The following is a 12,113-nucleotide window of genomic DNA, read 5'->3' as shown; positions in this document are numbered from 1 at the left end:
CCGGAGGAGAGATCGCCGCTCAGGTCTTGATCGACGCGACGGTCCGGCTTATACCGCGCGTGCTGGGGAATCAGGATTCTCTGGCCGAGGAATCCTTTTCCATCGGCAACAGGGGCCTTCTGGAAGCCCCCCAGTTCACGAAGCCCGCCCTTTGGGACGGCCGCGAGATCCCGCCGGTTCTGCTGGGGGGCCATCACGCGGCCATTGCCGATTGGAGAGCCCGTGAGGCCGAAAGGCTGACAAGGGAACGTCGCCCCGATCTGTGGCGGGCACATGCGGAAACGCATGTGGACCCGGCAAAGGACCGACAGCGCTCGGGCGCATCAGACCAATCGCGGAACCACCGTGAGCATGACAAGGAACAACAGCGATGAACCTGATCGCAGAACTCGAAGCCGAGCAGATCGCCCAGCTTGGCAAGACCATCCCTGACTTCAGGGCCGGCGACACGATCCGTGTCGGCTACAAAGTGACCGAAGGCACGCGTTCGCGTGTCCAGAACTATGAAGGCGTGTGCATCTCGCGCAAGGGCGGCAGCGGCATCGCGGCCAGCTTCACCGTGCGCAAGATCAGCTTTGGCGAAGGCGTGGAGCGTGTGTTCCCGCTGTATTCGACCAACATCGACTCGATTGAGGTCGTGCGTCGCGGCAAGGTCCGTCGCGCCAAGCTGTACTATCTGCGCGATCGCCGCGGCAAGTCCGCCCGTATCGCCGAAAAGACTAACTATCGCCCGCTTTCCGACGCGAACGCCTGAATCGAGGTCATCAGATGAAAAAAGAGATCCATCCCGATTATCACATGATCGAGGTCAAGATGACCGACGGGACGACCTACCAGACGCGGTCGACCTGGGGCAACGACGGCGACAAGATGTCGCTGGACATCGACCCGACCTCGCACCCGGCATGGACCGGTGGCTCGTCGCGCCTGATGGATGCCGGTGGCCGCGTGTCCAAGTTCAAGTCGAAATACGCAGGTCTGGGCTTCTGATCGCACCCACACCGAAACGCGAAGACGCCGCCCCTTTCCGGGCGGCGTTTTTCGTTGTTCACCCTTGGCGGGACTGCGCGTCAGGCCGCTGCGGCGCCGGGCTCGACCAGCGCCACGATGTCCATCATGATCGCGTTCAACCGGAAATCCTTTGGGGTATAGACTCTTGCCACGCCCATGGCCGACAGACGCTGCGCGTCCTCTTCGGGGATGATCCCGCCCACGACTACGGGGATATGCCCCAGGCCCTCGGCCTTGAGGCGGCCCATCAGGTCCTCGATCAGTGGCAGGTGGCTGCCTGACAGGATTGACAGGCCGACAACATGCGCCCCTTCCTCATGGGCACGGCGGACGATCTCGTCAGGCGTCAGGCGGATGCCCTCATAGGTGATGTCCATCCCGCAATCCCGCGCCCGGGAGGCGATCTGTTCGGCACCGTTGGAATGACCGTCCAGTCCCGGCTTGCCCACCAGGAACTTCAGCCGCCGTCCCAGCCGTGTGCTGACGGCGTCCACCGCCTCGCGAATATCTTCCAGCCCCTCGGTCCGGTTCGACGGATTGGCGGAAACGCCGGTCGGTCCGCGATATTCGCCATGGACAGCCCGCATCACGCCTGCCCATTCGCCCGTGGTTACCCCGGCCCTGGCTGCCTCGATCGAGGCCGGCATGACATTGACACCGGTCTGCGCCGCTTGGCGAAGCGCCTCCAGGGCGGCCTGCGCCGCATCTTCGTTGCGGGACGCGCGCCACGCCTGCAGCCGTCCGATCTGGTCGGCCTCCACCGCCGGATCGACCACCATGATCCCTCCGTCGCCTGCCGTCAGGGGGGAGGGTTCGGCCTGCTGCCAGCGGTTCACCCCGACAACAACCGTTTCGTTCGTCTCGATCCGCCCCAGCCGGGCCGTGTTGGATTCCACCAGCCGCGCCTTCATGTAATCGATGGCTGCGATCGCGCCGCCCATCTGATCCAGCAGCGCCAGCTCGTTCCGGGCATTCTGCTTGAGTTCCTCCACCTTGGCGGCAATGACCGGATTGCCGTCGAACAGGTCCCCGAACTCCAGCAGGTCGGTTTCATAGGCCAGGATCTGCTGCATCCGGAGCGACCACTGCTGGTCCCAGGGCCGAGGCAGGCCCAAAGCCTCGTTCCAGGCGGGCAGCTGCACCGCCCGGGCCCGCGCGTTCTTGGACAGCGTGACGGCCAGCATCTCCAGAAGGATGCGGTACACGTTGTTCTCGGGCTGCTGCTCGGTCAGGCCCAAGCTGTTGACCTGCACGCCATAGCGGAAACGGCGATATTTCTCTTCGGTGATGCCGTAACGCTCTGCCGTGATCTCATCCCACAGTTCGGTGAAAGCGCGCATCTTGCACAGTTCGGTGACGAAGCGGATGCCCGCGTTCACGAAGAAGCTGATGCGCCCCACCATCTCCGGGAAACTGTCGGCCGGTACCTTTGTCTTCAGATCGTCCAGAACCGCCACTGCCGTGGCAAGGGCATAGGCCAGTTCCTGTTCAGGCGTGGCCCCGGCCTCTTGGAGGTGATAGGAACACACGTTCATCGGGTTCCAGCGCGGCAGATGTTCCCGCGTATAGGCCGCAACATCGGTGATCATCGCCAAGCTGGGCTTGGGCGGGCAGATATAGGTGCCCCGCGACAGATATTCCTTGATCAGGTCGTTCTGCACCGTTCCCTGCAGCAGACGGATATCGGCCCCCTGCTCTTCGGCCACGGCGATGTACAGCGACAGAAGCCAAGGGGCCGTCGCGTTGATCGTCATGGAGGTGTTCATCTGCTCCAGCGGGATCTGGTCGAAGAGCGCCCGCATGTCGCCCAGATGGCAAACGGGAACGCCGACCTTGCCAACCTCGCCCCGTGCCAGAACATGGTCGCTGTCATAGCCCGTCTGCGTCGGCAGGTCGAAGGCGACGGAAAGGCCCGTTTGCCCCTTTGACAGATTTGTCCGGTAAAGGGCGTTGGACTTGGCGGCCGTGGAATGGCCGGCATAGGTCCGGAACAGCCAGGGTTTGTCTTTTTCAACCACGACCTACCTCGCAACAAAATGGCGCTTAAGAGATCGATATCGAAAGATTGCTTCTCAGTCAATTCGCTGCATTGCGGCGTGGACAGGCAGCGCTGTCACTGCAACCCTTCTTCTTGGCTGGTGCGCCCTTGGTTTCAGGCCAAGGAACAGCAGGCGCGTGAGGGACCATTGTGACATGACAAGATGCAGGATCAGCGGGGCGGCCACACCGGCCAGTGTGCCCAGCAGAACATGCAGAATCAATGAGTCCGTGCCCGCGGTATCCAGCACCCGGCGCGTCGCCGAGGTGGCCAGGATATGGTACAGGTAGATGGTCAGCGAGAAGCCACCCAGCCAGTCCAGACTGCGAAGATGCGGCAGCAGCATGAAGGTCAGAAGGCAGGAACCGGAGGCAAGAAGAAGGCTCCGCAGGCCCAGGTGGCTGCGCGGCAGAGCATCGCTTTCCAGCAGGATGTTCAGCGTCATGCCCAGCCCCATCAACAGAGCCAGCGCCGCCAGTGCCAGCACCGGCCCGCGATACGCTCTGAAGACATGGTGATAGCGCACGTAAGCAATGCCCAGCAGAAGATAGGCGAACAGGAAGCTGATCCTGTTCGCGGCCAGGATGTCGGTTTCGAACGTTGACCCCGAGCCAAGGGCGGCAAAGGCGACAAGCAGCGCCGGCAGCAGGATCTGGCCGCGCGTCAGGATATCGGCGGTTCCAAAGATCAGGAAGAACAGCAGCATCGCCTGCAGGAACCAGAAGATCGCATAGCCCCGGTAATAGGCCTGCCAGAACTCTCCGTCGAAGGGCAGCCCCCCGCCGGTCAGCCAAGTGAACAGGATGAAGATGGTGATGGCCGTCAATCCCGGGATGGCAAGCCGCCTCAGCTTTCCGATCTGGAACTTGCCCAGTTGCGACGGCTCCACGGGACGCAGCGCATAAACGGCGCCGGCCACGAAGGCAAAGAACGGCATGCGGATATTGACCAGGAGATCGGCAAAATAGCGCAGCGGATGCGGATAGGACAGACCAAGCCCGTCCGCGGTGTTTCCTCCGATCACATGAAAGGACACCAGCAACAGGATGGCAATGGCACGCATCGTTTCGATGGGCAGGTCTGTTAACGACACACTGGATTGTGGGGAGGATGTTTGTTGGGACATGCCAACCTTTACTTTGGGCAGGAAACAGGAGGATAGCGACAGGCTTTGGCGACAGCACAGACTGAGCAGCAACGTCGTTAACCATGATCCAACAACTCTCGCCCTCGCACATAGTTCAGGGCCTCTCTACCCCCTGCGGTTGTCCAATCAACTGATCGGCCGAAACACGCTCAAAACTTCCGACATAATGTTGCGCATTTATACGTCTTGATTGTTGCATTATTGCTTTTGCCGTCATACCAAAACGGTACAGCTGGCGATTCTGCGCCGCGGCATGATGAAGGAGTAGCCCATGGCCCTTGATGCCCCGACCCCGATCGCGCCCTATCAGGCGCCTGTCAAAGACCTTTACGACTTGGGCGAAATGCCCCCCCTTGGCCATGTGCCAGCGCAGATGCATGCTTGGGCCATCCGTCGCGAACGCCACGGAGAGCCTGATCAGGCCATGCAGCTCGAGGTGGTCGAAACACCTGCCATCGACAGCAACGAGGTTCTGGTTCTGGTGATGGCGGCAGGCGTCAACTACAACGGCATCTGGGCGGGCTTGGGGCAACCGATCAGCCCGTTTGATGGTCATGGCGCGGCCTACCACATCGCAGGTTCGGATGCGTCGGGCATCGTCTGGGCGGTCGGTGACAAGGTCAAGCGCTGGAAGGTCGGCGACGAGGTCGTCATCCACTGCAACCAGGACGACGGTGACGACGAGCATTGCAACGGCGGCGACCCGATGTATTCGCCCAGCCAGCGCATCTGGGGCTATGAAACGCCGGATGGCAGCTTTGCCCAGTTCACCCGTGTGCAGGCGCAGCAATTGATGCCCCGCCCACGCCACCTGACATGGGAAGAGTCGGCCTGCTATACGCTGACGCTGGCAACGGCGTATCGCATGCTCTTCGGCCACGAGCCGCACGAGCTGAAGCCCGGCATGAACGTGCTGGTCTGGGGTGCATCGGGGGGCCTGGGCTCCTACGCGATCCAGCTGATCAACGCCGCAGGCGGCAACGCCATCGGCGTGATCTCCGAGGAGGACAAGCGCGAATTCGTCATGGGTCTCGGCGCCAAGGGTGTCATCAACCGCAAGGAATTCCGCTGCTGGGGCCAGCTGCCCAAGGTGAACACGCCCGAATACAAGGAATGGTTCAATGAGGCGCGCAAGTTCGGCAAGGCCATCTGGGACATCACCGGCAAGGGCAACAACGTCGACATCGTCTTCGAACATCCCGGCGAGGCGACTTTCCCGGTCTCGACCTTGGTCTGCAAGAAGGGCGGCATGGTCGTCATCTGCGCCGGGACCACAGGCTTCAACTGCACCTTTGACGTCCGCTATCTGTGGATGCACCAGAAGCGTATCCAAGGATCGCATTTTGCGCACTTGAAACAGGCCAGTGCGGCCAACCAGTTGATGTTGGAGCGCCGTCTGGACCCCTGCATGTCCGAAGTGTTTCCTTGGGCCGAAATCCCACAGGCACACATGAAAATGTACAGGAACCAGCACAAGCCCGGAAACATGGCCGTTCTGGTCCAGTCCCCGCATGCCGGACTACGCACCTTCGAAGATGCGCTGGAAGCAGGCCGCCGCTGAACGACGCGCGGAGGGGTTGCCTCTCCGCGCCGCCTCGGGCTCTGGATGGGTCATGCAATGGCAGCAACAATGGGCGTCAATCGGTCTTGCCCATTGCAGGGCGTGACCGATCCTCAAGCGGCTCATCTCGCAGTTCTGCTCGAAGGACGCTTCGGTTACAGGGATTGGCACCCTTGCCTGGCAGGCGAAGAACACTCCATTACAAATGGTTTTCACTTGCCGCAGGTACGTGTGCCTCTCCTGTTTTAGCACTGGTTCGCTGTGATGTTCCGGCTTCGCCTGCAGTATGTTGTGGCCCTGAGGATCTGGTTCCTGATGGCGATTGTTCTACATGCGATGCAATGATGACAGGTGCGGCCTGTTGCGTTCAGGCGCCTTGCTGGCACCATCACCAAGCCCGACATGTGGCAGCACTGCAGCCCGAGCGGCTTTCGCAAACGTGCCTTTCAGCAGTAACCGCCTGCCTCACCTTGTTCAGCCATGATGCAGCACAGGCGCAAGGTCGCCCAGTCTGCAGCCCTCCAAGCTGTCATTCCCGCCTTGGCGCATCAGCATGGCCGCGAGGCATTCGACCGATGCCTGCTGGGGAGAACTGGCCCTTTTGCAGGAACACGCCTCCTCCCGAAGAATGAAGGCGCCATCGCAGTTCCCGGTTCGCGTATTCAGATTGGCTTCCAAAGCATCATGATATCTTAGGCATCGGCGAGAGGCCTGTTGAGAGCCCCAGTCTGCGCCTACAGTTTTTTGCGCATCCGACAGATCCGCGACCTGTCGCCACCCCCTCAAAACCTCCGCTGCTTCCGCCTCCGCCATGATCAGTTTCACTATCTGCGCGACTACGAGGACAGTCGCCCCCGCCCATCTGGCAAGCTTGTCCTACAAAGGCTTCGCGCCGCCACATACACCCGTCCAAAGACGGCAAAAAACCTGTCCCTACCGCATGCAAGTACTGTCGCCACCCGCTCCTTCTGATGCCTTCTGGCGTCCGAAATGAGCTGCCGCCGCTCGCTTGAAAGATCAGAGCGGCGTGATCAGCCATGCTTGGCATATGGATCGCGCTACAGGAGTTCTGACGCTGAAGCCATCCACCACAACGCCTGAACGGATGCGTGAACGAGTGCGAATCCTGGTTCAGCACAGTGCCGAAACTCATGATTGTTGTATATGAGGTGCTGACAGTGCAAAGGACTGCGCCGATGTCCTGAGGGAGCTTGTCCCCAACAGTTCTGTCCTGTTCCGGAAAGGTTTAGCATGCGAACCCGCCCAAGAAAATCTTCCAGGCTTCTTCCGCCACATCACGCTTAATTCAGGATCAGGCGCGTCGGTCGCCGTCGCCGGCGTAGCGGCATTTCCACTCCCGCACCTGTTCGGCGGGATGCGTCTCCATCCAGCGGGCCAATTCGTTCTGGCTTTGCAGCATGCAGGTAAGAAGGCCGTTCTGCTCCTCGAACAGCAGGCTGTGGTCGGTGCAGCGCGCCGGATCGGCAAGCATGCAGGTGACGAAGAACAGTTCGATCATCGCGTCACTCCTCGGGTCCCTTTCATGATACGCATCGAGCGCAGGAAAAGTTGCGCCGCGCTTCGCTTTTCCGCCAAGGCAGGCTAAGGGGGGCGCATGAGCAGCCTCGCCCCCATCCCGACCCTTTCACCCGATCAGGCCGATGCCTGGGATGCCCTGGCTGAAACCTTTGGTGCGGCCGGCATCGATATCATCGCCGAAGAACTGCAGCCGCCGTCTGAAGGCAAGGGACGCGTCATGGCGGTGATCGGCAAGGCCGGTTCCGGCAAGACGCTGATGCTGTCGCAGATCACCAAGGCCCTGCTGGGGGCGGGCGTCGAATTGATCAGCCCCGACTATGAAGGACGCAAGCGCAAGGACCGGCGCAGCGTGGCGATTCTGGCCCCCACGAACAAGGCAGCCTTTGTGCTGAGAATGCGGGGGGTACCGGCGACAACGATCCACCGCATCCTTTATACGCCGGTCTATGATCCGGAATACGAGAAGATCGCCGAATGGCTGACGGGTCAGGGGGACCGACCGGACATCGAGGGGCTGTCCGATACGGCGCTGGATCGGGCCAAAGCCTTCTTTGACCAGAACGCCTCGATTCCCGGTGCCTTGGCGACGGCGGGCCTGCGGGGTTCGGACTTCATCCGCGGCTGGAAACGGCGCGAGGATGGGCTGGATGTGGGCTTGGTCGATGAAGCCTCGATGCTGGACGAAAAGCAGTTCGAGGATCTGCGGGAAATCTTTCCGGTGCTGGTCCTGTTCGGCGATCCGGCGCAGCTGGCCCCCGTGGGCCAGTCGGGCGAGATGGTGTTCGACAAGCTGGCCCCCGCGCAGCGTTTGATGCTGAACCGCATCCATCGCCAGGCAAATGACAGTCCGATCCTGGATCTCGCCCATGCGCTGGCGGATGACACGCTGGGCTTTGACGAATTCGAGAGCATGATCCGCCAAGCCGCCCGCAAGGACGACCGCGTAGTCTGGGCCGAGCGGGTGGAAAGCGACCTGATGGCGCGCAGCCCCGTTCTGGTCTGGCGCAACGCCACCCGCATCCGGCTGATCCACGCGTTCCGTACCGCTTTAGGCGCACCGGGTGACGCCCTCCTGCCGGGCGAACCGTTGATCTGCGACGGGCTGGAGCTGCCTTTGAAGCACCGCAAGAAGCGGATCGATCTTGAGGCGCGTGGCCTGATCAAGGGCGCGCAGGTCGTTTATCTTGGGCCGGGCCGCAAGCCGGGCTTTTCCCGCCTGCACGTGATCGGGGCCGAGGATCCCCGCCTGTCTGCCGCAAGCATCGTCAAGATCGAGATGCCGGACGAGGAAGAGCCCTTCATTCCCTTTGCCGCACGCATGGGCGCGGCCTTTCTGCACGGCGCCGCCGTGACGATCCACAAGGCGCAGGGCAGCCAGTGGCCCGAAGTTCAGGTCTTTGGCCCCGACATCAGCGCTGCGGCCTGGTCAAACCGCAACGAAGCCGGCGTGCCGCTGTGGAAGCGGCTGACCTATGTGGCGATCACCCGCGCGCAGGAACGGCTTTACTGGGTCACCAAGTCGCGCCTGGCGCGGCCTTCCGGACCGTTGACCACCGACGACCTGATCCTGCCTGCCACGCCCTTGGCGCTGGATACCGAAGAGGACTGAGGCGGGCGACAAGGGATGCTCACGCCGAAGCCGCCTGGCGCGCGATCGACAGGCGCAGGGCTTCGGTCAGGGCTTCCCGCGGCAGGCCGGTTTCCTGCGACAACCGCATGATGCCGAAATGGACGCGCGCCAGTTCCTGATAGTACCGGGCAAAGGTATAGTTGATCGAGGCGCCCACGACAGCCCCGAATACCGGCGCGGCCTGCGCGGCCATCTTCTGTCCCAGCGAAACCGAAAGACGCGGCGCCACCTTGCTGACAAGCCCTTGCACCGTTTGTCCGGTCACCGAAAGACGGGCGGCCAGCAGGCCCAGGTCGGTCTTGTCATCCTCGGCCATGGGCCCTGCGGCGGCAAAGATGCGAAGGCATTCCAGACGCACCTCCTCGCTGTCTGGGTCCAGCCCGTGTTCGGCGGCAATGTCCAGCATCGCGCGCAGCAGCAGCGTGACCGTGAACGGCAATTCGACCAAGGCGCCCGCGAAACCACCGATGCCGCCTGCTGCCCCGCTGACGGTCGAGGCCATGCGGTTGAACCAGTCGCCCCGGTCGCGCACGATCCTGCGGCTGCCCGATGCCGCGCCAAAGGCGCGGGTCAGGGCGGCCCGGGTCACGCTGTCCAGACGGTTGCGGACGAATGCCGGAAGGCGCTCGATCAGGCCCTCGGCGCTGTTGCCGATCCGGGCCATGACCTGCATTCCTGTGCCACCGGCCTCGTGATAGCGATGCGCGAGCCGGTCGATCTGGACCAGGACGGTGGGATCATTGATCGGCGGCAAGACCAGTTGTCCGGAAGATAGCGGGGGCATGGGTGGCCTCTCTGGGGTGCTCGACCTCGGTACAGGCGATGTCGGCCGGAATGACCGGAATGACGGGCTGGTCCGCCGTTTCTCGCTGAACCGGCCCGCACAGGTCAACCCATGCGCCCGGCGTCAGTTCCAGCCCCAGTACGCGGTCGGGGTTCGTGGGCGGCGGCATCTCGACAGCGTCCAGCTTTTGAAAGCCAAAGCGCGAATAATAAGGCGCGTCACCCACCAGCAGAACGCGCGCGAACCCCATGCGCCGGGCACGCGACAGGCTGTCGCGCATCAACAGCCCGCCCAGTCCCTCGCCCTGCGCCGTCGGATGAACCGCGATCGGCCCCAGCAGCAGGACCTGCTGCCCCGCAACACGGGCGGGCCAGAAGCGGATGGCGGCCATCAGGATATTGGCCGGATCGCGCAGCACGAGGCACAGTTCGGCCACGCGCGGCACGCCGTCGCGCAGGCGATAGGACGACAAGGCCGTGCGGCCGGGGGCAAAGCACAGGTCATAGAGCGCCTCGACTTCGGGTTCATCGGCGGGCGTCTCGGGGCAGATCTCAAACATCGCGCCTCCTGTCGGTTTCGCGGCCCCTTAACATGGCTTTGCAACAGGCGGAACATTGCACAGCATGAAAAGGAATGGCAGGCTGCGGGCGCAAGCACAGGAGGCTGCCCATGTTCTATCGCCCGGAAGCCGGACACGGCCTGCCCCACAACCCCTTCAACGCCATTGTCGCACCGCGTCCGATCGGCTGGATCTCGACCCGCGGATCGCAGGGGGACAACTTGGCGCCCTATTCCTTCTTCAACGCAGTGGCTTATGTGCCGCCGCAGGTGATGTTCGCCTCGACAGGGGCCAAGTCCGACCGGCATGGCACCAAGGACAGTGTCGCACAGATCATCGAGACGGGCGTTTTCTGCGTCAACATCGCGACGGGGGACCTGCGGGACGCCATCAACGCAAGTTCGGCCCCCCTGCCCGCGGGCACCAGCGAATTCGAAGCCGCCGGGCTTGAGGCCGCCTCCTGCACCACCATCGATTGCCCGCGTGTGGCAGAGGCGGCCGCATCCCTGGAATGCCGCATGACGCAGATCGTGCCCTTGGCGGGACAAGCGAACTTCGCCGTCTTCGGCGTGATGACGGGTGTGCATCTGCGCGACGACTGCCTGGTGGAGGGGCGGTTCGACCTGCGGGCGGCCGGCGGATGGATTGCGCGCCTCGGCTACAAGGACTACTGCGCCGTGGACGAACTTTTTGAGATGGAACGCCCTTCATGAGCCGAAGCGTCAAAGACTATGTCCGCTCGATCCATGATTTTCCCCATGAGGGAATCATTTTTCGCGACGTGACGACATTGTTCGCGGATGCGCGCGGATTTCGCATGGCCGTGGACCAGATCCTGCACGCTTATGCCGGAACGCGCATCGACAAGGTCGTGGGGCTGGAGGCGCGCGGCTTCATTCTGGGCGGCGCTGTGGCGCACCAGTTGTCCACCGGCTTCGTGCCGATCCGAAAAAAGGGCAAGCTGCCCGGCACCGTGATCTCGGAGGCCTATCAACTGGAATATGGCGAGGCGATCATGGAGATCCATGACGATGCCCTGCGCACCGGCGAAAAGGTCCTGATCGTGGACGACCTGCTGGCCACGGGCGGCACGGCTGCGGCCGCCATCACGCTGTGCCGGCGGCTGGAGGCCGATGTGATCGGCTGCGCCTTTGTGATCGATCTGCCGGAACTGGGCGGACGCGCCGTTCTGGAGAACATGGGGATGCCGGTCCATGCATTATGCGCGTTCGAGGGCGCCTAGCCGGTCCATCTCCGGCCGGATGGCGTGTCACCTTGCAGGAGCAAACGGAAGCGCACCGGGACGGAACTGGTCGCGCATGTGCCGTGATCACACCTGTCATCCGACATGACGATCTGAAGATCGGGAAGTTCAGCGCCGAGCCGAAGGCTGGCAATCATGCCTCGAAAGTCGCGAACCGGTGCAAGAGCGGGCTGAAGCCTTCGTGATTTTGGCTAAAGCCGGACGGCAGAGGTGGGGGTCTACCGGCGGCACGTGCGACCGTCGCTTGACCAACTGCCGTACCACGTGACCGGCAAGGGCCATAACGGGCCCGGTAGACCCTCCGCCGCCGCCTGCAGTGCGGCTGCGGCGACCATGAGCGCGGTCGGCGCGCGGTTCCTGTTCCTGCTTTCCTGCAGCCCGGATCTGAAACCCCGCCGAGAGAGCCTTTGCAAAGCTCATCGCACTGATCCGGAGAGCGTCGCTCGAACCTGCAAGGTTCCATGGCAAGGGTTTACGAGCCCTTTTGAACTGGTCGGCTGCGGCCATGGATCCGGCGTCTTCATGCAGCCTGAATGCTGCGCGCCATGATGAATGTCCGCTGGAGTATGGGTCCCGCTCA

At 62.7% G+C, this 12,113-nt stretch carries 11 protein-coding genes and 1 pseudogene; 7 read left to right on the top strand and 5 right to left on the bottom strand.

Features of this window, described 5'->3' with window-relative positions; all coding sequences use genetic code 11:
- The 3 genes and pseudogenes from ACLHHB_RS15935 to rpmE form a co-directional block, all read left to right on the top strand.
- A pseudogene (locus ACLHHB_RS15935) lies at positions 1 to 374 on the top strand (tRNA (guanosine(37)-N1)-methyltransferase TrmD); the annotation flags it as partial.
- The gene (rplS, locus tag ACLHHB_RS15930; protein ID WP_410219264.1) at positions 371 to 754 is read left to right on the top strand and encodes a 50S ribosomal protein L19; all 384 of its coding nucleotides are present in this window, start codon (positions 371 to 373) and stop codon (positions 752 to 754) included. The pseudogene ACLHHB_RS15935 and the gene rplS, both read left to right, overlap by 4 nt.
- 14 nt (positions 755 to 768) lie before the next feature.
- A complete protein-coding gene (rpmE, locus tag ACLHHB_RS15925; protein ID WP_410219263.1) occupies positions 769 to 990 on the top strand; it encodes a 50S ribosomal protein L31 in 222 nt (73 codons plus the stop codon).
- An 80-nt stretch (positions 991 to 1,070) separates the two neighbouring features.
- Here the strand turns inward: rpmE and ACLHHB_RS15920 are convergent, their stop codons facing one another.
- Together ACLHHB_RS15920 and ACLHHB_RS15915 are read right to left on the bottom strand one after the other, a co-directional pair.
- The gene (locus tag ACLHHB_RS15920; protein ID WP_410219262.1) at positions 1,071 to 3,029 is read right to left on the bottom strand and encodes a methylmalonyl-CoA mutase family protein; all 1,959 of its coding nucleotides are present in this window, start codon (positions 3,027 to 3,029) and stop codon (positions 1,071 to 1,073) included.
- A gap of 54 nt (positions 3,030 to 3,083) precedes the next feature.
- Complete coding sequence (locus ACLHHB_RS15915) at positions 3,084 to 4,175, bottom strand: acyltransferase family protein (RefSeq protein WP_410219261.1); 1,092 nt, start codon at positions 4,173 to 4,175, stop codon at positions 3,084 to 3,086.
- 292 nt (positions 4,176 to 4,467) lie between these two features.
- Here ACLHHB_RS15915 and ccrA point away from each other — a divergent pair, with 292 nt between their 5' ends.
- The gene (ccrA, locus tag ACLHHB_RS15910) at positions 4,468 to 5,757 is read left to right on the top strand and encodes a crotonyl-CoA carboxylase/reductase (protein WP_410219260.1); all 1,290 of its coding nucleotides are present in this window, start codon (positions 4,468 to 4,470) and stop codon (positions 5,755 to 5,757) included.
- A 1,312-nt stretch (positions 5,758 to 7,069) separates the two neighbouring features.
- Here ccrA and ACLHHB_RS15905 read toward each other — a convergent pair.
- Entirely contained in the window at positions 7,070 to 7,276 is a 207-nt protein-coding gene (locus ACLHHB_RS15905; RefSeq protein ID WP_410219259.1) for a hypothetical protein, read from the bottom strand.
- Between the two features lie 96 nt (positions 7,277 to 7,372).
- Between ACLHHB_RS15905 and ACLHHB_RS15900 the strand changes: the two genes are divergently transcribed.
- Positions 7,373 to 8,905 carry an ATP-dependent RecD-like DNA helicase gene (locus tag ACLHHB_RS15900; protein WP_410219258.1) on the top strand — a complete coding sequence of 511 codons (1,533 nt, stop codon included), beginning with the start codon at positions 7,373 to 7,375 and terminating at the stop codon, positions 8,903 to 8,905.
- A gap of 19 nt (positions 8,906 to 8,924) precedes the next feature.
- Here the strand turns inward: ACLHHB_RS15900 and ACLHHB_RS15895 are convergent, their stop codons facing one another.
- Positions 8,925 to 9,710, bottom strand: coding sequence for an EcsC family protein (locus ACLHHB_RS15895; RefSeq protein WP_410219257.1), 786 nt, complete (start codon positions 9,708 to 9,710; stop codon positions 8,925 to 8,927).
- Entirely contained in the window at positions 9,664 to 10,269 is a 606-nt protein-coding gene (locus ACLHHB_RS15890) for a GNAT family N-acetyltransferase (protein ID WP_410219256.1), read from the bottom strand. Before ACLHHB_RS15890 ends, ACLHHB_RS15895 begins: the two co-directional genes overlap by 47 nt.
- Before the next feature lie 110 nt (positions 10,270 to 10,379).
- Here ACLHHB_RS15890 and ACLHHB_RS15885 point away from each other — a divergent pair, with 110 nt between their 5' ends.
- A complete protein-coding gene (locus ACLHHB_RS15885; RefSeq protein WP_410219255.1) occupies positions 10,380 to 10,982 on the top strand; it encodes a flavin reductase family protein in 603 nt (200 codons plus the stop codon).
- Complete coding sequence (locus tag ACLHHB_RS15880; protein WP_410219254.1) at positions 10,979 to 11,512, top strand: adenine phosphoribosyltransferase; 534 nt, start codon at positions 10,979 to 10,981, stop codon at positions 11,510 to 11,512. The genes ACLHHB_RS15885 and ACLHHB_RS15880 overlap by 4 nt, the downstream gene beginning before the upstream one ends.
- Positions 11,513 to 12,113 lie beyond the last annotated feature (601 nt).

Origin of the sequence: Paracoccus sp. (in: a-proteobacteria) (assembly GCF_046462195.1) — a bacterium.
Classification (GTDB): Bacteria; Pseudomonadota; Alphaproteobacteria; order Rhodobacterales; family Rhodobacteraceae; genus Paracoccus.
The sequence above is the reverse complement of the archived record's forward strand: the minus strand, read 5'-3'. Positions and strand labels throughout refer to the sequence as shown.